The organism is Streptomyces sp. NBC_01351 (assembly GCF_036237315.1).
In the GTDB taxonomy this organism is placed as follows: domain Bacteria; phylum Actinomycetota; class Actinomycetes; order Streptomycetales; family Streptomycetaceae; genus Streptomyces.
Genome location: NZ_CP108356.1, coordinates 4,400,475 through 4,422,299 on the forward strand (window position 1 = coordinate 4,400,475; position 21,825 = coordinate 4,422,299).

Here is a 21,825-nt window from a genome sequence, read left to right on the forward strand (position 1 = left end):
CGGTCGGAGGAAGGTCTGTTCCTCACCGGTCGGCATCCGTGCGGTGGGCTCGACGACTGGTGTCGTCCGGCAGGCCGGGAGGTCTCGGCAGGGGATCGCTGAAGTGGTAGGCCGCGATCCGTGCGTCGTGCTGCGCGTTGAGCAGGTGGATCAGGTGGATTCCCATACCGGTCACGAGGATCATCACCGCGATGAGGACGATGGTCTCCATGGAGCTCACCTCCAGCCGTTCCCGGGCAGTGGGAGGGTGCGTCGGTCGATCGGATTCCCGAAGGGGGACATGCGGGCTCCGCCTTCGCTCTCCCAGCCGGCTTCCTGGCGCTGGGTGTCGCGGATGCCGCGCCCGATGGCTGCTTCGTTGGCCATCAGGACACTGGCGGTGAGGACGCTGCCGGGGGTCGCGGCGGCGGCCATCAGCCGGGCCGCGGCGGTGGGCTCGGTTTCGGGCGGGATGACGAGGAGGTCCCAGCGGCCGACGGTGTAGGAGAGCAGGATCAGCTTGTCGGGGTCCTGTTCGGTGAACCAGCCCACGTGCAGCGTCCGCCCGGTCACGGGAATCGTGTGCGGGACGACGGGCCAGCGGGTGGGGTTCACGGTGACGCGGGTGATGCGCCCCCAAGGCTCTTCCAGGGCGGCGGCCAGCGCGGGGAGCTCAGTTTCGAGGTCACGGGAACGGGGCCACCAGGCGCCGTCCAGCCGGCCTGCGAGAGCGGTCTTCGGGGTAAGGGACAGGCGCGCCCCAACGACGGGAGCACCCACGCGGGACTCGGCGCGGCCAAGGGTCGTAGTCATGTCGCGGACCCGTCCCCGGGCCGTTCGCGAACGGCCCGGTGCAGTGATCGCCGGAAACGACGTCCGCAGCGGAGCGGGTGTGCGAAATACTCCCGGTTCCTCCACCGTACTCCGGTTCGAGGTCTCGGAAGCAGGTTCTGACCAGGTATTTTCCGGCAGCGACGGTTCGGTTGGAGAGAGCTTCACTGCGGGGGCGGACGGAGTACCGTGAAACGTCGGAGGCACTTCCCCGCTCAAGAGCCTTCCGACGCCGCGCCGGTCGGCCGGACGGGGCGTCGCCGCACCGCGAGACAGGCGGACCATCATGGCCGCATCCGACACCCCCGTCCCGGTCCCTCTGAAGCTTCTCCCGGACGCGATCCATCAAGCCGTCAAGCCCGGCACCGCCCTGCTTCGGCTGGAGACCACACGGTCCCGCCAAGGTGTTCTCGACGGCGCTTGGTGGCCGCGCTCCCGGGACCTCACGACCGAGCTGCCCGCCCTGATCACGGCACTGACCGGGCACCTCGGGCCCATCACGCGGGTCGGTCTGGACGCCACCGCCTGGCAGGACATCCCCACCCGCTTGGTCATCGACGACCAGGTCGTGCACCTCGACTCCGACCCGGTCGGCGACGACACCGTGCTCATCACCCGTGGCCACAACGACCATTTCGCGCTGCTGGTGGTTCCCCCGGACACAACCGCCGATGCCGCCCGCGAAGCGATGGCCCGCGCGGTCCGCGCCGACAACACCACCCAGGCCGCCCAGATCCTCATCGCCCCCACCAACGACCCTGCGGACGCATAGCCCCTCGTTGAACTGTTCGGATACGGCTGGAGGACGGCCGGAAAGGCGTCTATGCCCTCGGCCTGGCTACCGACCAGGCGACGTTGAAGCGGGTGGAGCGGGATCGTGCGCTGTCCACTCGATTGATTTCGCAGTCCCCGATCGGGCTGGCGGTGATAGACACCGATCTGCGGTACGTGACCGTCAATCCGGCACTGGAACGCATCAACGGCCTGCCGGCTGCCGAGCACGTCGGCCGGAACATTCGCGAGGCATTGCCCTTTCTGGACGCCGAGGCCATCGAGTCCGCGATGCGTGAGGTTCTGGCCGACGGAATCCCGATCCTTGACCGTGAGTCCACGGGGCGCACCCCGGCCGACCCGGACCGTGAGCACGTGCGGTCGGTGGTGAGGTGGCACGCTACGCCGCCGACCGCATCATTTCGACTGCGAGGCGAGGCACGCGGGTGACGCCCGTCCCTGACGAGAGCGCCGGCGACCAGGACGGCCCCAACAGCCGTCTGCACACCTGATGGACCCATCGGCGTGACCGGGCACCGGCCGGCGCGGCACGTAGGCCTCACGGTGAAAGTCGACTGACGACAGGCACTCGAACATCGAGTAGCGCTCCCGGTCTCAACCTGACGCCTCACGTGGCCATCTAGAGGTGTGCGGGTCTGTGCTTCGGCTACGCCTCTGCGCCCAGGTGGTGCAAGTGGTGCGCGAAAGGCCCTTTGGCCGGGGCGTTGCTGCGAGTTGGGGCACGCGGAGGGCACGGCAAGGGCTGAGAGGCCTGGACAACGACGAAGGCCCAGGTCGCTGACCTGGGCCTTCGTTCAAGAGCGGATGACGGGAATCGAACCCGCGCTATAAGCTTGGGAATCAATGCCGCCTGGCACAGGGATAGGCCGTATGACCTGCGCGTTTTCCCTGCGAAGTGGGTCGCTACTGCGGTCATTCCGTACCCGTGATGACCGCTGTTTACCGCTCTGAAGGGCACGGATGGGGCACGCCCTCGCCGGACGCCGGGCCGGGGCGCCCCCTGGGCGACTTACACCCCTGTAAGTCCGGTCGCCCCGGCGGCGGCACACGCCGGTGTTGCGCGAGCAACCGGCACGCTGCCGATGCCCAAGCAATCTTCTATTGCGTACAAGGCTGCCTCACCCGGTCGTTCGTCTGGCGAGAGTCCCATCGGAGCGGACTCACAGAACCGGTATGACGGGCGGGGCGTTGTTGGGGTGTGCCGAGCTGGTTTCCTCGGTCGGGCGGGGGCAGGCTAGGAAGTGCACCGGCCGGGCTGTGATCGTGCGAAGGGACCTGAGGGTGATCCAGGCAGCGGACGTTCGCGAGTGGCGTACCCACGACGTGGTGGACGTGGGCGGGCACAGGATCGGTGCGCTGGACGCCATCTACGTGGACACCAGCACGGACGAGTCGGCCATGGCCACTGTGCTGGTGGGGCTGCCCACCCGGCACCGGCTGGTCTTCGTTCCGCTGGACGGCGCGATCGTCGGGCCGGGGTACGTCAAGGTCGACTACGACAAGGCGCTGGTGAAGAAGAGCCCTTCGATCGGCACGGACGACGTCCTGCCGGCCGAGGAGGAGGAAGCCGTCTTCCGGTACTACGACCTCACGTATAAGCCCGGTGCGGGCGGCGAGCGGCAGCTCGCCCGCCGCTGAGCCCCCACTCGCCCGAGGAGGTGTCCACGTCGTGGTGGTCTTCTTGATTCTGGTCATCGTGGCGATGGTGCTGGGCATCATCGGCGCTGTCGCCGAAGGCATGTTCTATCTGCTGGTCATCGGCATCATGGTCTTCGTGGCGGCCCTGGTGTACCTGGGCGTGCACGGGCGTCGCTCCGGACGCCGCCACATACGCTGAGAAGGCCAGGTGACCTTCTGCACCTGGCCTGTGCTGCGGGGATAGCGGTGGGTGATCGTTCGGGATGCGCGGGAGTGGGGGTGCTGTTTCGCTGGTGCAATCCGCCCTCCCCCCAGATCCCAGGAGTGATCATGAGCGTTGCAGGCGAGTCCGGTAGCCGTGCCCAGCAGATGCGGGCCAAGGCGCAGGAAATGGAGCAGGCCGCGGAGCGTGCCACCGACCCGGCGGAGCGCCAGCGGCTGAAGGAAAAGGCCCGCCGGATCTTGGACCAGAGCAAGAAGGAGAGCGAGCGGGGCCTCGGGGACGTCGACCCCATGTGACGGCCCTGCACCTGTACCGGCCGGTGGCTGCCCACGCGATCATCTGTGCGTGAGGGAGACACCGGCCGGGTTTTGCGTCCAAGCGCCCACAGCGGACGGTACTCGCCGCGGTCCGGGCCTGTGGTCAGGTGCTGAGCAGGCGGTCGAAGAAGGAGGGTCAGGGACGGCTACCAGTAGTGCCGTCGTCCGCCAACCTTGTGTCCGACGGATCCCAGGATCCACAGGATGATGCCGATGACGACCAGGATGATCCCGATGGTCCACAGGATGGCGATGCCGGCCACGTAGCCGACGACCAGCAGGATGATTCCGAGGACGATCATGATGTCCGCCGATCTCACGGAGTGATGCAAAGCCCCTGCTCCCAAGGTAGATCCGCCCTCTGCTGGTGGCTTCCCGGGCAGGACAGTCCTACCGTGGAGAGACAGCGAGCAGACCTCTGGAGCGTGCCATGCTCGTCATCCTCGGACTCGTCCTCCTGATCGCCGCGCTGGTCGTCGGTGTCGCCGGCGTCGTCACCAATGATGGTGGCGCCCACGAGCTGACCGGCGGATTTTCCGTATTCGGCTACGAGGTCACCGGCTCCACCGGCACCCTCTTCCTCTACGGCATCATCGTCGGGGCCGTGGCCCTGCTCGGGCTGAGCCTCCTCCTGGCCGGTGCCCGCCGGACCTCTCACCGAGGCCACGACGCACGCCCCCGACGCACCACGCGTCGAGAGGCGGTTGCTGCCGACCAGGGGCGCGAAGACGTCGTCGACCAGCGCGGCATCGCCCGCCCGCAGACGACGCCTGAGCGAGAGCCCAACCCGGACGGCGAGCACAGGCGGGGGCTCAACCCGTTCAAGCACCGATCGGAGCCCCGGTAGGCCGCCACATACCGGCGCACAACTTACGAAGGGTGGCCACCGATGAGTATCGGCAAGAAGATCGCGCACAAGGCCGAGGCGGTCAAGGGCGGCGCCAAGAAGACCGTCGGCCGTGTCACCGGTAGCTGGCACCTGCGTGCCGAAGGCCGTGGTGACCAGTTCAAGGGCAACGCCAAGCAGGCCGGGGCGAAGATCAAGGACGCCTTCAAGCACTGACCACTGCGCCCGCCCTGTCGGCCTCACGGCAGGGCCCCGGAGGTGCCACGTATGGCCATCAGGAAAGGCAGTGTCTCCCAGGCCAGGTCCCAGGGGCGGCGCATGTCCAACAGTCGCGCCATGGAGGTCCTGTCCAGGGTCGGGCTCTGCGCCCGGGGTGTGATCTACGTGCTGGTGGGGCTGCTGGCCGTGCAGATGGGTTTCGGTGGCGACAGTGGCAAGGAGGCCGACCGGTCCGGTGCGGTGCGGACCATCGGCGAGCAGCCGTTCGGCCGGGTGCTGCTGTGGGCCCTGGTGCTGGGGCTGGCGGCGATGGCGCTGTGGCGCCTGTCCGAGGCCGCGTTCGGGCAGGCGGTGACGGGCGGCGACAAGTGGACCCGGCGCCTGGGCTCTCTGGGGCTGGCCGTCTTCTACACCGTGATCTGTATCGGCGTGGTGCAGACCGCGCTGGTCGGCGGGTCCGCCGGGGGCCGGCCCGGCGACGAGACGTCGAAGGATTACACCGCGAGGGTTCTGAACTGGCCCCTCGGGCGGGTCCTCGTCGGTGTGTTCGGGGCCGTCCTTGTCGTTGTCGGCGTGGTAATCGTGGTGCGCAGCCTGATGCGGAAGTTCGAGGAGAATCTCCGAACGGGCGAGATGAGCCCGACGACGCGGCGCATCGTGGCGGGGCTGGGCATCGTCGGCGGCGTGGCGTGCGGCGTGGTCGCGGCGGTTGCCGGGCTGTTCGTCCTGCTGGCCGCGGTGCAGTTCGATCCCAGCCGGGCCAAGGGCATGGACGAGACGCTGCGTTCGTTCGCCGCCACACCCGCCGGACCCGTGCTGCTGATCGCCGCGGCTGTGGGCCTCCTGCTGTTCGGCCTCTACTCGTTCTGCGAAGCCCGCTGGCGCAAAGCCCCTGAGCACGGCGCCTCGGCAGAGCAGCCGGCCGAGGCCTCGGGCTCGGAGACGCGCCCCAGTGCGCCCTAGCGAGGGCATCTCGTCCGATGCCGTGGGCCGCTTGTCTCCCTTTGGGCGCTTGCGCAGTGCGATCCGCCGTTCGCGGGCCGGGCGTAGGTGGGGGCGGGGCAGCGATATCGACCTGTGGCAGCTTTCACTGGGATTCGCGGCGCTTGGGTTCCTGACGCTGGTGCCGCTGTTGATCGTGTCGGCGGCCGATCCGGCGAGCGGGCGGGGGTTCGCGCAGTGGCTGGGAGACGGGCTCGGCGTATCGACGGTCGCCCGAGGGGAGATCGAGCGGTTGTTCGCCCTGCCGGGCCAGGCGTGGCGGACCACGACGGCGTTCGGCCTCGCCGTGCTCGCCGTATTCGGTCTGTCGTTCGGGGCTGCTGTGCAGAGCGGCTACGAGAAGATCTGGGATCTGCCTCCGGCCCGCTGGTGGGCCCGGTGGCGGCACGTGATGTGGCTCGCAGTCCTCATCGGGGTCCTCTTCCTGTCCGCGATCACACCCCTATGGCGCGAATCCTCGGCCCGCGGGGTGGTCACGGTGCTGATCGGCACCCTGTTCTTCTGGTGGTCCCAGCGGCTCCTGCTCGGCGGCCGCATCGCCTGGGCCACCCTGCTGCCCGGGGCGGTCGCCACCATGCTCGGGCTGCTCGGCCTCAGACTCTTCTCCCGACTCGTGTTCTCACCACTCATCGCATCCAGCGCCGTCTCCTACGGCCCGTTCGGAACCGTCCTGGTCATCCAGTCCTGGCTGGTCGGCGTGGGCGTCGTCGTGTTCGGCGGCGCGCTGGCCGGCCGACTGCTCCACGACGAGCTACCCCGCCTGGTACGTGCGCTGAAACACCGAGGGTGAGGCTCGGATCTACCGCATTCTTCGCCCACATCACCGGGCCGGGCAGCGGCACGTGTCGCCGTTCTCAACGCGGCCGCCCCGCGTCACGCCGGTTGGGCCGGATTAGGCGTGCAGGCGGCTGTTGCGGCCGTCCTGGCCGCCGGCGCTCTCGTCGTTGAACCAGTAGTCACCGGCGGCCAGGTACCGGAAGGAATGCGTGCTCTCGCTCGGCAGTTCGACCATGACGACCTGCTTCCCGTCCTTGCGCTGCCGCAGGGTGTGGACGCCGGGCTGCCAGTCGTTGAAGTCGCCCACCACGCTGACCGGCCCGGGCGGGGTGTCGGCGGGAAGGATGAATGTCCCGCTCTGGGTGCACTGGCGAGGTGCGGTCCAGGTCCTCCTGCGGTACTCACGGGGTATGACCCTGCAGCACCCTTCCGAACGGGGAAGTAAAGGGCGAGGCCCGTTCGAGCGCCTCGCGGAGCGAGCGTCGAATCTGACGAGCTCCCCTGTGTTCTTTTCGTTCTGTCTGCTGCTCGTCGGAGCCTTCATCGGGGTCCATGCAGCGGGTTTGCCACTGAGCTGGCAGCTTCTTGTCGGGGACACCATGGTGGCGGTGACTCTGCTGCTGTTGGCCCTCCTCAAGAATGCCGAGCGGCGGGCAGACCGTGCCATCCAGCGCAAACTCGACGCGATTGCGCTGGCGTTGCTGGAGGAACGCCGACGTACTACCGGTGAGGCATTCGACTCACTTGAGGAGGCCATTGGTATGGAGGAGGACTCCTGAGATGCGCCGGTCTGACACAGGGCGACCCCACAGAACCCAACATCGCCGATCCGCTGTACTGGCTCGACTTCGAGTTCGCCGGCCGCAACACCGCCGTCGGCGAAGCCGCCAACCTGCTCTGGTACTTGATGGCCCTGGGCGGCTGGCTCGTCCCGGACTACCAACCCGACGTGTACGCCCGCACACTCCGCCTCACCCTCCCGCCACAGACCCGCCCCCGCATCGAACACCTAGAGCTCCACGAGAGCCGCCGACACGTCGACGTCCGGTACTCCTGGAACACCGGCCCCGGCCGCGGTGCGGCCATCACCCGGGCCCTGGACGGTCTCCGGGGAGAGGGCGATACCGCCCTGGAGGAGATCCACGCCTTCCTCGCCCTGCGCATCCTCGGCGTCATTCCGGCAGCCCGGCTGACCGGACACGACCTCCTGCTCGTGCTGATCAAGCTCGCCGAGAGCCAGGACCCGCTCACGACCCTCGACACGTTCTTCACCACCACACAGGCACCTCACCCCAACCCCGGTGAACGGAGCAGCCATGTCCCTGCCCCTGCTTGAGATCCCCCTCCAGGCCCGGCCGCTTCAGGGCCGGACCGCCCTGGTGACCGGCGGCGCCACCGGCATCGGTGCCGAGATCGGACGGGCGCTCGCCGCCGCTGGAGCCACCGTCGCCGTCAACCACCTCGGCCAGGACTCCGACGCCCACGCCCTCCTCGCCGCCTTCGAGCGCGACGGAAGCCCCGGCATCGCGGTCAACGCCGACCTGACCGACCCCACCGCCCTCCAGACCATGGCCGACCTCGTCCGCGCCGAGATCGGCCCCGTCGACATCCTCGTGAACAACGCTGGCTCCTACCCCCGCGTCCCCTGGCGGGACACCGACGAGGCAGCCTGGAACTACTCGCTCGACGTGAACCTCACCGCGCACTACCGCACCTGCCACGCCCTGACCCCCGGCATGATCGAACGCCGCTGGGGCCGGATCGTGAACATCGGCAGCGTCAATGCCCGCGCCGGCCGCACCAATCTCGTCGCCTACAGCACCGCCAAGGCGGGCCTCCTGGGCCTGACCCGTTCCCTGGCCCGCGAGCTCGGCCCGTACGGCATCTGCGTCAACACCGTCCTGCCCGGCGCCATCGAGGTGGAAGCCGAGACCGCCATCCCCGCCCACCACCGCGCCCGCCCGGAAGACCAGATCAACCGCCAGTGCGTCCCGCGACGCGGACGCCCCGAAGACGTGGCAGCCCTGGTGGCGTTCCTCGTCGGCCCGTCCGCGTCGTTCATCACTGGGCAATCCGTCCACGTCGACGGTGGCTGGCTGCTGCACTGAGACCGTCAACAAGCAAGGAGAAAGAGCGAAATGATCGAACGAGTCCGAGCCGTCCTCGTCACCGCGGACGACACGATGCTGGTCATCCGCCGCACCAAGCCTGGAGTTCCCGTGTACTGGGTACTGCCCGGCGGTGGGGTCGAGTGGAGTGACGAGTCCCGGGAGGCCGCTCTCCACCGGGAGATCCACGAGGAGATCGCGGGGAAGGCCGTCATCATCCGACTCCTGCACACGATGGAGTCCGACGACGAGCGTCAGATCTTCTACCTAGCCCGTATCGCGACGTGGTCCTTCGAGGACCGGACCGGCCCCGAGTTCAGCGCGGAGGGCCGCGGCGAATACGCGCTGGAGGAGATCCCACTGACCGTGGAGGGGCTGGACAGCATCGACCTCAAGCCCGAGGAGATCGCCCACGTCCTGCGGGGCGCCATCGGTGCCGGCGGACTCGGGGCTGGGGTCGTGGTCTAGTCGCGGAATCCTCTGGCGCCGTGTGCCGGACATGGGGGATACGTTGCGGGTGTCCCCGGCGTGATTGCCGTGCACGGCTCTGACCAGGTACTCAGGGCTGCACAGGATGAGTAGGCGTACTCAGGTGGCGGTCCTCGGCAGCTTCGAGACTGGGCGCAGGTCGAACGAAGCGGAACGGAACGGGGAACGTCATGGTGCGGCGCTGGTCGAAGCCTGAGATGTGGGTGCCCGGTGGATACCTGGCCCTGGTGCTCGCGATGCTGGTCTACATCGCGATCGGCAGCCGGACCGGGGACATCGGGATCTTCGCAGCCTTGCCGATCCTGGTCACCGCGCCGGTCAGCCTCCTGCTGCTGAGCACCTTCGGACCCGCCGCGGACGCCCTGGACGAGTCGGCCCCGGTCGAGGGGCCCATTCACGAGGGCTCGCAGCCGCCTCCCGAGCCGCTGCCCACGGAGTTCGTACCGGACGCCCCGCGCCCCTCGGACTGGGTGGCACCGGACACGTCCATCGACGGCAAGCTCGACATGTGGTCCGAATCCGGCTTCTACGGTGCGGTCCTGGTTAGCGCCCTGGTCAACGCCGTGGCGATCTGGGCCCTGCTCCGCTACGTGGCGCGGCGGCGCGATGCCCGGAGTGCGCAGGTCTAGCCGTACGGCCGTGCGGACATGCCGCCGGGGCCAACGCTGAAATGCGTTGGCCCCGGCGGCGTTGGTCAGAAGGTGTACGGGGCGAAGGAGCGAGGGGGTTCGATCACGAGGCCAAGCAGCCGCTCGAATTCGCCCTCTCGTCCTCGGACATGAGCTCGACGGCATTGCCGAGGTTCTTCGTGGGGGAGAAGGGGGCGCCGTTCCGGCGTACGACGTTCGGTCGGAAGTGGGCCAAGGCGCGGGTGAAGGTCGGTATGCCGAAGTCGTTCAGGTTCTACGACCTTCGTCACACCGGGCACACCCTGTCGACACGGTCCGGGGCCACGCTCAAGGACACGATGGTCCGCGCCGGCCAGTCCTCGGAGAAGGCCGCGCTGATCTACCAACACTCGGACCACGAGCGCCAGAAGGAGGTCGCCGGCGGGCTCGACGGAATGGTGCGGGCCGCGCGGCAGAAGGCCGCTGAGCAGGCCGTGCAGGAGTCAAGTGGTGCGCAAGTGGTGCAGGACTCCTGAATAGGTCTAGACAACGGAGAAGGCCCAGGTCGTTGACCTGGGCCTTCTTGCAAGAGCGGATGACGGGAATCGAACCCGCGCTATAAGCTTGGGAATCACCCAGCACTTGGATGTGTACATAGGCTCTGACCTGCGGGAACGTCCGCCGACGTCCCCGCTCTGGCTGCCTCGTTGGAGCCCTTGTTGTCCGCTGTTTACCGCCCCTACTGGCACGTTATGGCACGGCCCTTCGCGGGGCGTCGGCGCCAAGGGCTGCGTTGCCCGGCTCAGTGCCCGCGATGCGGGGGCTATGAAACCGTGGGGAAGGTCCATTTCTGTCCGGGCTTCCCCTTGGCGTCCCCGGCGATCGTGTCGCGCTCGTAGGCAGTCCAGTAGGTGCGCTTGCTGCTGTTGCTGGTGTCGACGTCGGAGAGGACGATGTAGCCGTCTTCGGTCCGGAACTTCGACAGCTTGGCGGAGGTCACGGAGGGGTCGGTGTCGCGCCAGTGGTGCGACACCCGGTAGGTGGGGCCTTGCGCCTGTTGTGGTGCTTCCGCCTCTTCTCCGGCGAAGAACGTGTCCCTCCCCAACAGGCCGGTGATGCCCGTGGCGATGCTCATCATGGCGCAGTTCTTGCCGCCGACGCCCAGGTTCTCCAGCTGCTGGGTCTTGGGGTTGTAGCGCCAGACCTGGTCCTGGGTGTCACCGCACGGCCGGAGCTCGACGTACCTGATGTCGCGTCCCTCGTTCTTGTTGGGGATGCGGTTGCCCTCCTTGTCGTACGCCCGGTCCCCTTCCTTGGTGACGAACGCCTGCGCGCACTTTCCGGTCGCCTCGTTGCGGATCTTGAACTTGCCGGTGGGGAACCCGGTGGTCCGGGGAGTCTGGGTGCCGCTGGTGGTAGGGGCTTCGACGGCCGGGGCGGGCCACATGGACAGCACGCGGCGCACGCCGGCCTGAGAGAACGCGTTCCAGTAGTCGACCGACTTGCGCGCGGACTGGTCGACCTTGTCGGTCGGGATGTGGAAGCGGACGTACTTGTCGTTCTTGAAGGCGTACGCCCAGTCCTTGTCCCAGCGGATGAAGGCGTCGACGCCGCTGCCGAAGCCGGCTTCCTTGAACCCGTCCCAGTAGGAGCCGATGGCCTTGGGGTACCCGGCGTCCACCTTGTCTGCCGCGAGGTCATAGCGGACGTACTTGTCGCCCTTGAAGAAGTACACCTTGTTTTCGTCCCACGCCATGGCCGAGTCCATCGTGGCGTCGAAGCCGCCCGGCTTCATCTCCCCCCAGTACGAGCCGATCGACTTCGGGAAGCCCTCGTCGATCGTGTGCGTGGCCATGGTGCAGCGCACATAAGTGCTGCCGTGCATGAAGTAGACCTTGCCGGTCTTGGACAGGTAGAGCGACGGGATGGTCGCCCCCGACGCCTCCGCCTCGGCCAGCCAGCGCACCGCGTCCGCGGGACCCTTCCACGCCTTCGCGAACGGTCCGGTGAAGCTCGCGTCGAGCTTCTCGTCCTTGGCGAACCGGATGTACTGCTTCCCATTCTCCACCGTTTCGACGTACGCGTAGTAGATGAGATCGTCGCTGCCCATCGAGCCTCCAGCCCTCACTGCCATCCCGTCGCGACAAGGCCGACGGCCTTGTCGCGATTCAGGCAAGCGCAACCGTTCGGGCCTCGTACAGGGTTACGCGACTCAGGTCATCCGTCCGGCTCAAGCTATGTGATCAACGGTCGCGATCGGGTGCGCCTCCTCGCCCGGTGGAGTAGCTCGGCCCACAGGTGGTCAGATCCTGGCGGTCTCCCACCCGGACACTTCCTGGAACCAAGTTGCCTTGTAAACGGTGCCCAGCGGATATCCCTTCGCTCGGTCACTGCCCTTGTCGAGGACATCGACGCTCTTCGCGAAATCGCCTGCCTTCCAGGCGGCCTGGATATAGAGCAATGATCCGTCCTCGCTCACGCTGAGCGATTTCATGTTGGATGTGCGCATACCGCGATTCCCCGCAGGGTTGCCCGTCTTGTGCCACTCGTCGCGCTGCCTGGCCGTCGGTTTGAAGGCGCTGCCGAAGTATTCGGTCAGCGTCGTGTCGAGAGGCTTCTGCCGCTGCGTGGTGAGGTCGAATTCGCGTACTCCGAGATCGCTCGCGATGAGGAAGACACGCTTGCCGGGTACGGGGCAGACGACGTGCGGACCGTCGAACCAGAGATCCCGTCCTCCGGCGAACTCCCACGCGATCTGGGACCGCGGCAGGGCGATGTCCTTCACGGGAACGGGGCTCACCGGCTCCTGCTCGTTTTCCGGTTGGAGCCGGTAGGCGAGCACTCGGCCGAAGACTTCGTTGTCGGGGTGGCTGCCGTTGGGCCACCTGTTCGTCCCGACCGCCCATACGACACCGTCGATACGGTCCCACAGGAGCCAGTGGCAGGACGCCAGACCGGTGATCTGCTGGTACTCGTCGGTGTAGGGCTCGTTCATGGAGAAGATGCGCAGGCCGGCCTCTACGCCTCCGGTATCCGCGGTGGCGAGGAGGTTGCCGGGCAGGACCTCCAGGGAGTGCACACCCGTGCCGGGGCAGTCGGTGGCGAAGTAGACCTCCCCCGAGGGGTAACTGAGGACCATGGCGGCGTTACCCATCAGAACGGCAAGCTTCTTCCCGCCGTCCGCGACACGCACCTCGGTGACGGACTCGCCGTGAAGCAGAGCAGTCACGACGGCGTCCGGGAGGCCCCGCAGTCTGTGTGCCGTGGGCGCCCACGACCAGATCTCCTTGGCTTCTCCGCCTGCCGTGCGCTCGCACAGCACGATCTTCTTCCTGGCGCGCATTCCGCGGATTCCCGCCAGGAAGTACCGGCTGGACTCCTCTCCTCCGAGATCCGGAGGGCCGTCGTTTTCCATATGCATCAGGATCCTTCCGCAGGGGCGGGCCGTGCGGTGGTGATCCACCGCACGGCCCGCCCAGGGGCCGCTACAGCTTGCAGTGCTTGTACTCGGGGCCTTCCTTCGCGACGAGGTCGTAGGTCCCGTCGGGCTTCGGGGTCCAGTACGCGCTCCAGAACTGGCCGCTGACCTGGTTCGTCCGGTAGTCGGGCGCCGTGGTCACCCACTCCCACTGGCCGGTGACGAGGCCCTTGGACCAGTCCTTCGGGTCCGGCTTCTCCGAGTAGAGGCCGTACCAGTCCTTGTCGCTGAACGGCTGTCCCTCCCAGCCGATCTGGATGAATCCGCCGCGGCAGGTCAGGGGCTTCAGACGCGGGTCGCTAAACGGGTCGTCAGCGAAGGGCGCCGCGGCGGCGGCATGGACGGCAGCAGCGGGGGCCTGTGCCGGATTCGCGGCGGCGGCCGGGCTGACGAGAGCACCGGCCAGGGCACAGGCAGCAATTGCCAGAGTCATAGTCTTGCGCATCGAACTCCGATCGGAGGAGGGGTGGATTGATGGCAAGTTATTCCTTGCGAAAGCCCACCGAGCAGCACCAATCGAGTGAATCGTGATGGAAAATCGTTTCGTGACAACCGCAGATTCGTTTTACTTCGACTCGTTCACCGCTGCTGACCATTCCTCTGGGCGTCGATGGGCAGGTCTCCGCCCCCGCGGTGTTCCAGAGCGCGATTTGTTCGTCATGGGGAAGTGCCGGCACAGGCCGACAAAACGCCGTGTTCACCCCAACTGGTCAGCTCATCTGTCGAAGCAGCGCCCAAGGGCGAAGAGTGGTCGTGACCGCTCGGGGTTTCGCACCACGGGCAAGGAGTTGCGGTGTCTTCTCTCTCCTGCTGTGTCTTGGGGCCGGTGCTACGCGCTGCTCATCGGCACACGAGGATGCCGCCGAGGCAGGTGACGCGGAACGCGCCCTCTGACTGGATGGTCTCCTGCACGCGTTCTCGGGCCCGTTCGATCGTTTCCTTGAACGGCACGCCCATCCGGTCGGCCCATGCCTCGTACGAGGCCAGGTGGGCGACCACGGGCCCGGGGTCGGTCACTTCGATTACTCCCGGGAGGGGGATCGTCCGGACATCGTCGAAGACTGTGCCCAGGATGCTGGGGGCGTCCTCCAGGGTGAAGCGGGCGGACAGCTGAACCCGTGCGGGGCCCTCGGGGATGCCGAGGACATCCCCGGCGGCTCGTCGCCAGAGGTCCTCCAGTTCGCGCTTATCGGTCCTGCTGTTGGTGGACGCGATGGCGATGCCGTCCCCGGCCAGGACGCGGCCCAGCTCCTGGGCGGCTCGGGCCTGGTCTTCGACGTGGTAGAGCATGTGCATGGCCAGGACCGCGCCCAAGGCTCCGTCCGCGATAGGGAGCCGCTGGGCGTCTGCTGCCACGGCTCCCGCGATACCCGCCAGGATGCCGGGGGAGATGTCCATGGGGAGCACGGTCAGGTCCGGGCGGTCGGCGCGCACCCGCTGTATGAACTTCCCGTTGCCGCAGCCCACGTCCGCTACTGCCCCGCGTATGCCGGCCAGCTCACCCACGACGATGCCGGGGAGGTCGTGTCGTGGGGTCTGCCATTGGTAGAGGGACTGGCGGGCTGCGAGGTGCTGGCCGGTGCCGTACGCCTGGGTGGAGAGTAGGCGCCGGTCGGTCACGGAAGGGTCGTTCGTGGGCTGGGTGGTCATCGCGGCTCCGTGGGTGTGCTGACGAGAGCGGGCCGGGCGGTCACCTCGTGGATGTGCTCACGGAGATCGACCACCGGCCGTGAGTCACGGTACGGCCCGCTGCCGATGAGCGTGTCCAGTTTGCGAAGCCTGATGGTGATGCTCGCGGTGTACTGATCCGCGCCGAGGACCGCGGCGAGTTCTGTACCGGCTCCTTCCACCTCGCCGCTCGCTAGGTATGCGGTGGCCAGGTCCAGATGCGCGGCGTGCAGGTCTCCGGAGGACCGGTCGCCTTCGGCCCCGGCCTGATACAGCTCTACCGCACGGTTGGACGCGGCTATCGCCCGCTGGACTTGTCCGTCACCGCCGACGGCCAGCAGCGTGGTGCCCGTGTAAGCCCATTGCTTGGCCTCGGGGAAGGCGAAGACGCCTGGCAGTTCGTCTCGGTCCGCGCTGCTGCGAGCCTCGTGGGCCAGTGCGAGGGAGCGCAACGCGCTGCGGCCGTCTCCACCGGCTGCGAAGGCGCGGGCCTCCAGGCTCAGGAGTCGTGCCGTGAGCGTTCCTGAGCCCGGCCCCCGCCCGTCATCGCGGCCGGCCCGTGCCAGATCTGCTGCCCGCTGGTAGTCGCCTGTCCAGTAGGCGGCCAGCGATTGGAACGAGCGGGCCCAGGCCCGCAGCCGCGGGTGTTCCGCGATCTCCGCGCACTGCACCACGGTCCGCGCATGGGTGGAGGCGGACGGCTGGTGGCCGAGGTCGAGGGACACGTGCGCCGCGAGGCCGGACAGCCATCCTGCGAGCACGTACAGGTGCCGCGTCTGACCTGGGTGCTGGCGGCCTTCGAGTAATCGGAACACGTCCGTGCGCAGGGCTCGGATCTCGGGGACCAGCAGGGTCAGGGGCCGGCTGACGAAGTCCCTGGCGAGCCGTTCCACGTCGGCGTCGAACTGCTCCAGTACCAAGCCGTTGACGTTGGTCGCGGCAGCGTGTCGCGCGAGCCGGGCCGACAGCTCGGTGTCGGCAGAGAGGCTGCTCGCGGCATCGGCGGGCGCCGATGCCGCGTCCTGGGCGGAAGATGCGCCTGCCGCATCTCCCTTCGGGTGTAAACCCAGCTCTGCCTCGCTGCCGACCTGGAACACCACGCACAGCGCTGTCCGGTAGTCGCCCGAGGGCCAGGTGATCACTCCGCGCTCCAGCCGCGAGATCCAGTTCGCGTCGAGCTCGGGGTCGCGGCCCGTGGCCGCCTGGACCTGGGCGCATACGCGCTGGGCGGCCTGTGCCTGTGTCCACCGCTGCTTGCGCCTGAGTCCGCGCAAGGTCTCGTTCGCCATCATCCCGCCGTCCGCTGGTCGAGTTGGGCGCCCGGAAGCCTAGCGGGATTCTGCCTACTCCGTGCCTACAACGTGCCTAGTGGAATGCCCTGTTCGGGGCTTTGGCAGCGGAGTTGACTGAACTCCAGCCCCGCTCAGACAGCCCCGGGAGAGCCCTCGTGATCACCCACGCAACTCCGGTCCGGCGCGACATCACGTACGACCACGACGAGCAGCAGGCCACCCTGCCGATCGCGCTGCACCGACTCGACGGCACCACCGAGACCACGACCCTGGTCCTCGACCCTGCCCAGCTGGAGGTCCTGTACGCGCAGATGGACCGGGCGATCGGGATGCGGGAGGCGGCTGCGGGGCATCCGGCATGACGACCACGCCCGATACCCAGCAGCCGGTACTCGCGGACGCCGTGCGCGCCCTGTGCGCTCGTGTCCTCACTCCTGACACCTACCGGATACCGGGCAGTGAAGTACGGCAGACCACGGCCCTGCTGCAGGGCTACGTCCGGCTCCTGCTCGGCGAGAAGGGCGACGTCAGCCAAGCCTGTACGGATGCCGAGCGGCTCCTGTCGCACGGGCCCGGCGAGGGGCGGCTCGGGGCCTGGATTCATATGCGGGCCCTCGCCCGCGTCTGTCGTGTCCTGCTGATCGAGCGCCAGGTGCGGCAGCGGCGCAACAGAGCAGCCGCCGACCAGGCGCCGAAGGACCCGGACTTGGTGGTGACGCAGTGAGGCAGCGGATCGCCGTGATCGTTTACGTGATCCTCTGCAGTGCTGTCGTCGGCAGTCTCCTGTTCGCCACCGAACACTGACCACCCGCCGCTTGCAGCGGCGGGGCACGGCGGCTGCATCCGCACCGTCGAGAAACCGAAGTGATGGAGGCACGTCATGAACCGACCCAAGCCCCAGACGAAGCCGAGCGCGCCCGTGACCGCGGAGGCGGTCCGCCGGCTCCAGCAGCGCGTGACGGCGTTCGCCGCCACCGGCACCACCCACAACTCCCCGACCACCTACCACCGGTAGGCCCTGCCGGTCCGCAGACAGGTGCGGAGGGGGACGTCCGCTGTCCCCCTCCGCACCACCCCCGCACCCTTCCTGACCGCGCAAAGGAGTTCGTCATGGCAGCAGCCCCCGTCGGCCTGGAACTGACCTTCCTCGGCCACCAGACCTGGCACATCACCGACGGCCTCTCCTCCGTCCTCCTCGACCCGATCCTCGCGCCCGCCTTCGGCGCCGGGAGCCTGGAGTTCGAGATCTGGCCGCCCCGCGCCGTGGACATCGAGGGCATGCCCACCCCCAACGCGGTGATCCTCAGCCACGAGCACCTGGACCACTTCCACCTCCCCTCGCTCGACCTTCTCGCCCGCACGGTGCCCGTCTACACCGGCACCACCACCCCGGCCGCCGTCACCGACGCCATCGAAGCCCTGGGGTTCACCGTGCACCGCGTGGACCACACCCAGCCGCTGAACGTCGGCGACATCGAGATCACCCTCTACCCCGCCGGCGCCCGCACCCTCTTCTGGGAGAAGCGCGTCTCCCAGCCCCTGGTCCGCCTGTCCGGCACCACCGACAACGACGTCTTCATCGGCGTCGACGCCGACGTCTCCGACCTCTACATCGAGCAGCTGGCCCAGGGCACCCTCACTCCGCCCCGGCTCGCCGTGGTCTCCAACAACGCCCAGACCGTCCCGTACGGGGCCCTCGGCGCGGACAACAACCTGCTGCCCGGCATGGACGGCCCCCGAAACCGCACCACCGGCCTCCAGATCCTCAACGGCCTGCTCATCGACTACCTCAAGCCCCTGGACGGCGTACGGGACGTCGCCCTGTGCGGGAACGGCTTCACCGCGCCCCGCAGCCCCCACGGCCCGTTCCTCTACGCCGACCACAAGGCCCTGGCCGCGACCGCGAACGAACTCCAGCACCTCTTCCGCGTCCACGGCCCCCGCCCCGGCGACCGCCTCACCGTCCCGGCGGGCGACGGCCCGCTCACCACCTCCCGCGTCCCCTGGGTCACACCCGACCCCGTGGCGGAGAAGTCCGCGCTCGCCGCACTCGCCGGCTTCCTCGACTCCCCGCAGCACGTCGAGCCGACCCCGGTCACTCCGGCCCTGGCCGAGGAGGATTGGGAGAAGGCCGACGCCCTGGTGGCCGAGGAGCTGCCCCGGCTCGCCCGGGAGCTGATCGCCACCCGTACCGGCGCCCTGGCCACCAGCATCCACGACTACCTCGCCGGCCCTCTCGGAGCGCACCGCGCCGTCCTGCGCCTGCTCGACCCGCCCGGCCGGCCCGGCGAGATCGACTCGTACGCCTGGAACATCACCGGCCCTGCATGGGACAAGATCGCCACGACCAGCCGGGAGGAGGCCATGGCCGCCCACCCCTTCGGCGTCGAGATCTACTTCCAGGACTTCGCCGCCGTCTTCCTCGGTCGTGCCCAGATCTGGGACGTCGTCGGCGGCTCGTACCAGGGCTGGCACATAGGCGAGAACCTCGACTCCCCGGTCTACGCCCTCTTCGCGATCTACGGCGAGCACCAGCGGCCCGACCTCGCCGCCCGCTGCTACGCCCACAGCCTCGCCGCGCTCGGCATCCCGCAGGAGAGCGCGGCATGACCCCGGCCCCCGACGGGCCGCTGGACGGCGCCGCCCGCACGCGGCCCGACGGGTGGCTGGCCAACCCGCTCACCACCGACCCCGCCACCGCCGAGCGCCAGGCGTACGTGATCCTCGCTCGCCACCACACGGGCGAGCCGGGACCGGTGCAATGCCTGACCGCCCGCTACCGCACAGCCGTCTTCGCCCTCGGCGCCCCTCCCCGCCGGGTCCTGAAGCGCCACGCGGACGAGGCCGGCTACCTCGGCGAAGTCCTCGCCTACGAACTCCTGGCCGACGAGAACGTCCTGCCGGACCTCCACCGCGCCTGCGACACCTCCCGCACCCTGCTGGTCGACCACCTCGACGAGGAGGTCACCCTTCCGGGCACCGACGCCTTCGACGAGTTGGTCCGGGCGGTCGCCCGCATCCACACCGCGTCCGCCCGCTGGCAGCCCGAGGTCGCCGAAACCATGGTTCTCTGGCAAACCGCAGCCGCCCTGGAGGCCCAGTCCCCGGACTGGATCACCCGCCCCGGCGACTGGCGCCGGCTCCTCCAACTCGTCACCGGTGCCCACGGACCCGGTCACGTACCGCTCGGCCACCTGGACCTCAAGCCGGAACACGTCCGCCGCCGCGCCGACGGGCACCTCGCCCTCATCGACGCAGAAACCCTCCGCCCGGACATCACCGGACTGCCCGACCTGATCACCCTCGCCCATATGGCGGCCCAGCAAGGACACCCCTCCCCGCGCTGGATACGCCACGCCTACCTGCACCACGCACGCGAACTCGGCGCCCACTGGAACGATCACGACCTCATACGCGCCCTGACGGCGTTCGCCGCAGCCACCGGCCTCCGTTCCCTGCACGGCGCCCACGAGTGACCACCCCAGCGGTACCGTGCCACTTCCCGACGCAAGGAGAATCCCAAGTGCGCGGTATCCGCACCGTCATGGTCTTCGTCGACGACCCCGAAGCCGCCGCCCGCTGGTGGGGCGACATCTTCGAAACCGAGGTCAAGCTCGACATCAACGGCACCGCCGTCTACGCCTGGCTCGACCTCGACGGACTCGAGTTCGGCTTCCACCAGGCATCCCCCAAAGCCAACGCCCACGGAAGAAGCACCGTCCCGTACTGGTCCGTCGAGGACCTCGACACCGAACGCAAGCGCCTCTTGGAAGCGGGCTGCACCCACCACCGCGGCCCCCTCGACGTGGAGCCAGGCCGACGCATCTGCCAGCTCATCGACCCGTTCGGCACCGTCTTCGGACTCGACGGGCCCTGACCCCTCGGAGCCCACGCATGCGCCACTGGCCCCTCACCGCCCTACAGCTCACCACCGCCGACCTCGTCCTGCGCCTCCCTTCGGACGACGATCTCGACGTGCTCGCCCAGGTGGCCGCCGACGGGGTCGTCCCCGACGGCGCCGTGTATTTCCCGCAGCCCTGGGCGTCCGCCCCGCCGGCCGAGAGGGCCAGGAACGTCGTACAGAACCACTGGTGGGCGCGAGGCGACTGGACCCGCGAGAGCTGGCGCCTCCTCCTGGCCGTCTTCCACGACGGCCAGGTCATCGGCCAGCAGAACCTCTCCGCCCGTGACTTCGCCACCACCGGCGAGGCCCGCACCGGCTTCTGGCTCGGCCGCCGCTTCCAAGGCCAGGGCTATGGCACCCAGATGCGCGCCGCCGCCCTGGCCCTCGCCTTCGACGGCCTCGGCGCCGCACGCGTCACCTCCACCGCCTTCGCCGACAACGCTGCCTCCCGGGCGGTGTCCCGAAAGTTCGGCTACCGCCCGAACGGCGTCCACCGGATCTCCGTCGACGGCCATCCCTACGACGCCCACGAGGAAGTCATAGAGGCGGCCGACTGGCAGGTCTACGCCGACGTGGTGCCTGTGGGAATAGCCGGGCTGCCTGACTGCATCCGGCTCTTCCGCTGATCGGCGCGCTGGGCGTCGATACGGGCTGTCGACGTCACAACGCCTCTGGGGGCCAAGGCGTTTCGCCGTTGGCCCCCAGGGTGCTTACGGGGTCAGGATCGGGTCGTCAGCTGTGTGATGAGGGCTCGGGCTTCGGGGGTGAGGCCGTCGATGATCGCCTGGGTGTACGGGGTGCCGGGTCGGGTCGTGAGGTCGTGGACGGTGGTCCAGTTCTCGGCGATGAGCTGGAGGGCCTGCTGTGCGCGAAGGATGGCCTCATGCCGGTCCGTGCGGTGTTGCTCGGCGCGCTGAGCCGCCTGGTCCCAGGTGATCTCTCCGCGATCCGCGAGCTGGGTGAGGGCGGGCGCGGTGTCCCCGTCGGCGGCACGGATGGTGTCGGTGTCCCTCACCACCTGGCGGAGGCGGGCTTCGTCGAGGCTGAGGCGGCCTTCGATGACCTGTTCGGCGAGGTCGGGGGCGTGCCGGCGCAGGTGTTCGTGCTGGGCGGTGCTGGCTTCGATGTGGGCTTTGCGTTCGAGGGCGGCTGTGTGGGCGGCGTCGAGTCCGAGTGTTCCGACGCGGACTCGTTCGGCGAGGTCGGGGGCGTGCTGGAGGACGACGTTGGCGGCGGAGAGGCGGCTGCGACTGAGTCCGTGCTGCTTGGCCAGGGTGCGCAGGGAGTGTCCCGAAAAGGAACACGCCATCGCGGTGATCATGGCCTGCTGGCCCTTGCTGACGTGCCGGCGGATCACGTTGTACGAGACGATCAAGCGGAGCGGATCGCTGTCGTCGGTGGTGAAGCGGGGTTCGACTCCGGCGATCTTGCAGGCGGCGAGGCGGTTGCGGCCGTCGATGAGCATGCCGTCGCGGTCGAGGACGATCGGATGGTGCAGGCCCTCGGCCTTGATGGACTCAGCGAGGTCGAGCAGCTCGTCCTGGTCGAGCATCGGGAGGGAATCGGCGAAGGGGTGGACCTTCAGGGTGTGCTCCTTGCGGTGGCGGGGTGCCGACGGCATGGGTGTGCAGTGCGGCTTGGTGGGTGGGGTCG

The 21,825-nt window shown here is 68.6% G+C and carries 31 protein-coding genes and 1 pseudogene; 22 read left to right on the forward strand and 10 right to left on the reverse strand.

Annotated elements, in window-relative coordinates:
• Positions 1-22 precede the first annotated feature (22 nt).
• Together OG625_RS20235 and OG625_RS20240 are read right to left on the reverse strand one after the other, a co-directional pair.
• On the reverse strand, positions 23-211 hold the full coding sequence (locus OG625_RS20235) for a hypothetical protein (RefSeq protein ID WP_329382861.1): 189 nt from the start codon (positions 209-211) through the stop codon (positions 23-25).
• Between the two features lie 5 nt (positions 212-216).
• Complete coding sequence (locus tag OG625_RS20240; RefSeq protein ID WP_329382864.1) at positions 217-792, reverse strand: DUF5994 family protein; 576 nt, start codon at positions 790-792, stop codon at positions 217-219.
• A 304-nt stretch (positions 793-1,096) separates the two neighbouring features.
• Between OG625_RS20240 and OG625_RS20245 the strand changes: the two genes are divergently transcribed.
• The 5 genes from OG625_RS20245 (at position 1,097) to OG625_RS20265 (ending at position 3,759) form a co-directional block, all read left to right on the forward strand.
• Entirely contained in the window at positions 1,097-1,582 is a 486-nt protein-coding gene (locus OG625_RS20245) for a DUF5994 family protein (RefSeq protein ID WP_329382866.1), read from the forward strand.
• A 92-nt stretch (positions 1,583-1,674) separates the two neighbouring features.
• A complete protein-coding gene (locus OG625_RS20250) occupies positions 1,675-2,031 on the forward strand; it encodes a PAS domain-containing protein (protein ID WP_329382869.1) in 357 nt (118 codons plus the stop codon).
• Positions 2,032-2,883: 852 nt separating this feature from the next.
• On the forward strand, positions 2,884-3,240 hold the full coding sequence (locus tag OG625_RS20255; RefSeq protein WP_329382872.1) for a PRC-barrel domain-containing protein: 357 nt from the start codon (positions 2,884-2,886) through the stop codon (positions 3,238-3,240).
• A gap of 34 nt (positions 3,241-3,274) precedes the next feature.
• Positions 3,275-3,439, forward strand: a complete 165-nt coding sequence (locus tag OG625_RS20260) for a hypothetical protein (protein ID WP_329391310.1) — start codon at positions 3,275-3,277, stop codon at positions 3,437-3,439.
• A gap of 131 nt (positions 3,440-3,570) precedes the next feature.
• Positions 3,571-3,759 (forward strand): DUF6381 family protein, encoded by a 189-nt coding sequence (locus OG625_RS20265; RefSeq protein ID WP_329382874.1) that lies wholly within the window; start codon positions 3,571-3,573, stop codon positions 3,757-3,759.
• 167 nt (positions 3,760-3,926) lie between these two features.
• Here OG625_RS20265 and OG625_RS20270 read toward each other — a convergent pair whose 3' ends face one another.
• A complete protein-coding gene (locus OG625_RS20270; RefSeq protein ID WP_267759492.1) occupies positions 3,927-4,082 on the reverse strand; it encodes a DUF6131 family protein in 156 nt (51 codons plus the stop codon).
• A gap of 128 nt (positions 4,083-4,210) precedes the next feature.
• Here OG625_RS20270 and OG625_RS20275 point away from each other — a divergent pair, with 128 nt between their 5' ends.
• The 4 genes from OG625_RS20275 to OG625_RS20290 all read left to right on the forward strand — a co-directional run bounded on the left by OG625_RS20275 (position 4,211) and on the right by OG625_RS20290 (position 6,638).
• Positions 4,211-4,627, forward strand: coding sequence for a hypothetical protein (locus OG625_RS20275; protein ID WP_329382877.1), 417 nt, complete (start codon positions 4,211-4,213; stop codon positions 4,625-4,627).
• Positions 4,628-4,669: 42 nt separating this feature from the next.
• On the forward strand, positions 4,670-4,843 hold the full coding sequence (locus OG625_RS20280; RefSeq protein WP_329382880.1) for a CsbD family protein: 174 nt from the start codon (positions 4,670-4,672) through the stop codon (positions 4,841-4,843).
• Positions 4,844-4,945: 102 nt separating this feature from the next.
• Positions 4,946-5,809 carry a DUF1206 domain-containing protein gene (locus tag OG625_RS20285; protein ID WP_329382883.1) on the forward strand — a complete coding sequence of 288 codons (864 nt, stop codon included), beginning with the start codon at positions 4,946-4,948 and terminating at the stop codon, positions 5,807-5,809.
• 49 nt (positions 5,810-5,858) lie between these two features.
• Positions 5,859-6,638, forward strand: coding sequence for a ribonuclease BN (locus tag OG625_RS20290; RefSeq protein WP_329382886.1), 780 nt, complete (start codon positions 5,859-5,861; stop codon positions 6,636-6,638).
• A gap of 102 nt (positions 6,639-6,740) precedes the next feature.
• Here OG625_RS20290 and OG625_RS41460 read toward each other — a convergent pair whose 3' ends face one another.
• Positions 6,741-6,932: a hypothetical protein gene (locus OG625_RS41460; protein WP_443067742.1), complete on the reverse strand. Its 192-nt coding sequence runs from the start codon at positions 6,930-6,932 to the stop codon at positions 6,741-6,743.
• 103 nt (positions 6,933-7,035) lie between these two features.
• Here OG625_RS41460 and OG625_RS20300 point away from each other — a divergent pair, with 103 nt between their 5' ends.
• The 6 genes and pseudogenes from OG625_RS20300 to OG625_RS20325 all read left to right on the forward strand — a co-directional run.
• Positions 7,036-7,404, forward strand: coding sequence for a low affinity iron permease family protein (locus OG625_RS20300; protein ID WP_329382889.1), 369 nt, complete (start codon positions 7,036-7,038; stop codon positions 7,402-7,404).
• A 170-nt stretch (positions 7,405-7,574) separates the two neighbouring features.
• Complete coding sequence (locus tag OG625_RS20305) at positions 7,575-7,961, forward strand: hypothetical protein (protein WP_329382892.1); 387 nt, start codon at positions 7,575-7,577, stop codon at positions 7,959-7,961.
• On the forward strand, positions 7,942-8,733 hold the full coding sequence (locus tag OG625_RS20310) for an SDR family NAD(P)-dependent oxidoreductase (protein WP_329382895.1): 792 nt from the start codon (positions 7,942-7,944) through the stop codon (positions 8,731-8,733). The genes OG625_RS20305 and OG625_RS20310 overlap by 20 nt, the downstream gene beginning before the upstream one ends.
• Positions 8,734-8,763: 30 nt before the next feature.
• Positions 8,764-9,201 carry an NUDIX hydrolase gene (locus OG625_RS20315; protein ID WP_329382898.1) on the forward strand — a complete coding sequence of 146 codons (438 nt, stop codon included), beginning with the start codon at positions 8,764-8,766 and terminating at the stop codon, positions 9,199-9,201.
• Positions 9,202-9,425: 224 nt separating this feature from the next.
• A complete protein-coding gene (locus tag OG625_RS20320) occupies positions 9,426-9,851 on the forward strand; it encodes an SCO4225 family membrane protein (protein WP_329382902.1) in 426 nt (141 codons plus the stop codon).
• A 176-nt stretch (positions 9,852-10,027) separates the two neighbouring features.
• Positions 10,028-10,366: pseudogene (locus OG625_RS20325) on the forward strand (tyrosine-type recombinase/integrase); the annotation flags it as partial.
• Between the two features lie 287 nt (positions 10,367-10,653).
• Here OG625_RS20325 and OG625_RS20330 read toward each other — a convergent pair.
• The 5 genes from OG625_RS20330 to OG625_RS20350 all read right to left on the reverse strand — a co-directional run bounded on the left by OG625_RS20330 (position 10,654) and on the right by OG625_RS20350 (position 16,268).
• Positions 10,654-11,940 carry a hemopexin repeat-containing protein gene (locus tag OG625_RS20330; protein WP_329382905.1) on the reverse strand — a complete coding sequence of 429 codons (1,287 nt, stop codon included), beginning with the start codon at positions 11,938-11,940 and terminating at the stop codon, positions 10,654-10,656.
• Positions 11,941-12,132: 192 nt separating this feature from the next.
• The gene (locus OG625_RS20335; RefSeq protein ID WP_329382908.1) at positions 12,133-13,245 is read right to left on the reverse strand and encodes a hypothetical protein; all 1,113 of its coding nucleotides are present in this window, start codon (positions 13,243-13,245) and stop codon (positions 12,133-12,135) included.
• A gap of 70 nt (positions 13,246-13,315) precedes the next feature.
• Positions 13,316-13,741 (reverse strand): hypothetical protein, encoded by a 426-nt coding sequence (locus OG625_RS20340; protein WP_329382911.1) that lies wholly within the window; start codon positions 13,739-13,741, stop codon positions 13,316-13,318.
• Between the two features lie 407 nt (positions 13,742-14,148).
• The gene (locus OG625_RS20345; RefSeq protein WP_329382913.1) at positions 14,149-14,958 is read right to left on the reverse strand and encodes a class I SAM-dependent methyltransferase; all 810 of its coding nucleotides are present in this window, start codon (positions 14,956-14,958) and stop codon (positions 14,149-14,151) included.
• Positions 14,955-16,268 carry a helix-turn-helix domain-containing protein gene (locus OG625_RS20350; protein WP_329382916.1) on the reverse strand — a complete coding sequence of 438 codons (1,314 nt, stop codon included), beginning with the start codon at positions 16,266-16,268 and terminating at the stop codon, positions 14,955-14,957. The genes OG625_RS20345 and OG625_RS20350 overlap by 4 nt, the downstream gene beginning before the upstream one ends.
• A gap of 155 nt (positions 16,269-16,423) precedes the next feature.
• On the opposite strand from OG625_RS20350, the gene OG625_RS20355 reads away from it, so the two are divergent.
• The 7 genes from OG625_RS20355 to OG625_RS20385 all read left to right on the forward strand — a co-directional run bounded on the left by OG625_RS20355 (position 16,424) and on the right by OG625_RS20385 (position 20,798).
• Complete coding sequence (locus OG625_RS20355) at positions 16,424-16,630, forward strand: hypothetical protein (RefSeq protein WP_266906431.1); 207 nt, start codon at positions 16,424-16,426, stop codon at positions 16,628-16,630.
• Positions 16,627-16,992, forward strand: a complete 366-nt coding sequence (locus tag OG625_RS20360; RefSeq protein WP_329382921.1) for a DUF6415 family natural product biosynthesis protein — start codon at positions 16,627-16,629, stop codon at positions 16,990-16,992. The genes OG625_RS20355 and OG625_RS20360 overlap by 4 nt, the downstream gene beginning before the upstream one ends.
• A gap of 156 nt (positions 16,993-17,148) precedes the next feature.
• Positions 17,149-17,283: a hypothetical protein gene (locus tag OG625_RS20365; protein WP_266906427.1), complete on the forward strand. Its 135-nt coding sequence runs from the start codon at positions 17,149-17,151 to the stop codon at positions 17,281-17,283.
• A gap of 95 nt (positions 17,284-17,378) precedes the next feature.
• Complete coding sequence (locus OG625_RS20370; RefSeq protein ID WP_329382924.1) at positions 17,379-18,878, forward strand: MBL fold metallo-hydrolase; 1,500 nt, start codon at positions 17,379-17,381, stop codon at positions 18,876-18,878.
• Entirely contained in the window at positions 18,875-19,744 is an 870-nt protein-coding gene (locus tag OG625_RS20375) for a hypothetical protein (RefSeq protein ID WP_329382927.1), read from the forward strand. The genes OG625_RS20370 and OG625_RS20375 overlap by 4 nt, the downstream gene beginning before the upstream one ends.
• Before the next feature lie 47 nt (positions 19,745-19,791).
• The gene (locus tag OG625_RS20380; protein ID WP_329382931.1) at positions 19,792-20,145 is read left to right on the forward strand and encodes a VOC family protein; all 354 of its coding nucleotides are present in this window, start codon (positions 19,792-19,794) and stop codon (positions 20,143-20,145) included.
• A gap of 17 nt (positions 20,146-20,162) precedes the next feature.
• Positions 20,163-20,798, forward strand: a complete 636-nt coding sequence (locus OG625_RS20385) for a GNAT family N-acetyltransferase (protein WP_329382933.1) — start codon at positions 20,163-20,165, stop codon at positions 20,796-20,798.
• A gap of 92 nt (positions 20,799-20,890) precedes the next feature.
• Here OG625_RS20385 and OG625_RS20390 read toward each other — a convergent pair whose 3' ends face one another.
• The gene (locus OG625_RS20390; RefSeq protein ID WP_329382936.1) at positions 20,891-21,793 is read right to left on the reverse strand and encodes a ParB/RepB/Spo0J family partition protein; all 903 of its coding nucleotides are present in this window, start codon (positions 21,791-21,793) and stop codon (positions 20,891-20,893) included.
• Between the last annotated feature and the right edge of the window lie 32 nt (positions 21,794-21,825).

Excerpts from the sequence above, each read along its gene's own strand:
- OG625_RS20335 (WP_329382908.1), bottom strand. The coding sequence starts at position 13,245 with ATGGAAAACGACGGCCCTCCGGATCTCGGAGGAGAGGAGTCCAGCCGG.
- OG625_RS20370 (WP_329382924.1), top strand. The coding sequence starts at position 17,379 with ATGGCAGCAGCCCCCGTCGGCCTGGAACTGACCTTCCTCGGCCACCAG.
- OG625_RS20285 (WP_329382883.1), top strand. The coding sequence starts at position 4,946 with ATGTCCAACAGTCGCGCCATGGAGGTCCTGTCCAGGGTCGGGCTCTGC.
- OG625_RS20315 (WP_329382898.1), top strand. The coding sequence starts at position 8,764 with ATGATCGAACGAGTCCGAGCCGTCCTCGTCACCGCGGACGACACGATG.
- OG625_RS20300 (WP_329382889.1), top strand. The coding sequence starts at position 7,036 with ATGACCCTGCAGCACCCTTCCGAACGGGGAAGTAAAGGGCGAGGCCCG.
- OG625_RS20235 (WP_329382861.1), bottom strand. The coding sequence starts at position 211 with ATGGAGACCATCGTCCTCATCGCGGTGATGATCCTCGTGACCGGTATG.
- OG625_RS20275 (WP_329382877.1), top strand. The coding sequence starts at position 4,211 with ATGCTCGTCATCCTCGGACTCGTCCTCCTGATCGCCGCGCTGGTCGTC.
- OG625_RS20340 (WP_329382911.1), bottom strand. The coding sequence starts at position 13,741 with ATGACTCTGGCAATTGCTGCCTGTGCCCTGGCCGGTGCTCTCGTCAGC.
- OG625_RS20360 (WP_329382921.1), top strand. The coding sequence starts at position 16,627 with ATGACGACCACGCCCGATACCCAGCAGCCGGTACTCGCGGACGCCGTG.
- OG625_RS20330 (WP_329382905.1), bottom strand. The coding sequence starts at position 11,940 with ATGGGCAGCGACGATCTCATCTACTACGCGTACGTCGAAACGGTGGAG.
- OG625_RS20245 (WP_329382866.1), top strand. The coding sequence starts at position 1,097 with ATGGCCGCATCCGACACCCCCGTCCCGGTCCCTCTGAAGCTTCTCCCG.
- OG625_RS20350 (WP_329382916.1), bottom strand. The coding sequence starts at position 16,268 with ATGATGGCGAACGAGACCTTGCGCGGACTCAGGCGCAAGCAGCGGTGG.
- OG625_RS20310 (WP_329382895.1), top strand. The coding sequence starts at position 7,942 with ATGTCCCTGCCCCTGCTTGAGATCCCCCTCCAGGCCCGGCCGCTTCAG.
- OG625_RS20280 (WP_329382880.1), top strand. The coding sequence starts at position 4,670 with ATGAGTATCGGCAAGAAGATCGCGCACAAGGCCGAGGCGGTCAAGGGC.
- OG625_RS20240 (WP_329382864.1), bottom strand. The coding sequence starts at position 792 with ATGACTACGACCCTTGGCCGCGCCGAGTCCCGCGTGGGTGCTCCCGTC.
- OG625_RS20345 (WP_329382913.1), bottom strand. The coding sequence starts at position 14,958 with ATGACCACCCAGCCCACGAACGACCCTTCCGTGACCGACCGGCGCCTA.
- OG625_RS20375 (WP_329382927.1), top strand. The coding sequence starts at position 18,875 with ATGACCCCGGCCCCCGACGGGCCGCTGGACGGCGCCGCCCGCACGCGG.
- OG625_RS20270 (WP_267759492.1), bottom strand. The coding sequence starts at position 4,082 with ATGATCGTCCTCGGAATCATCCTGCTGGTCGTCGGCTACGTGGCCGGC.
- OG625_RS20265 (WP_329382874.1), top strand. The coding sequence starts at position 3,571 with ATGAGCGTTGCAGGCGAGTCCGGTAGCCGTGCCCAGCAGATGCGGGCC.
- OG625_RS20385 (WP_329382933.1), top strand. The coding sequence starts at position 20,163 with ATGCGCCACTGGCCCCTCACCGCCCTACAGCTCACCACCGCCGACCTC.
- OG625_RS20390 (WP_329382936.1), bottom strand. The coding sequence starts at position 21,793 with ATGCCGTCGGCACCCCGCCACCGCAAGGAGCACACCCTGAAGGTCCAC.
- OG625_RS20365 (WP_266906427.1), top strand. The coding sequence starts at position 17,149 with ATGAACCGACCCAAGCCCCAGACGAAGCCGAGCGCGCCCGTGACCGCG.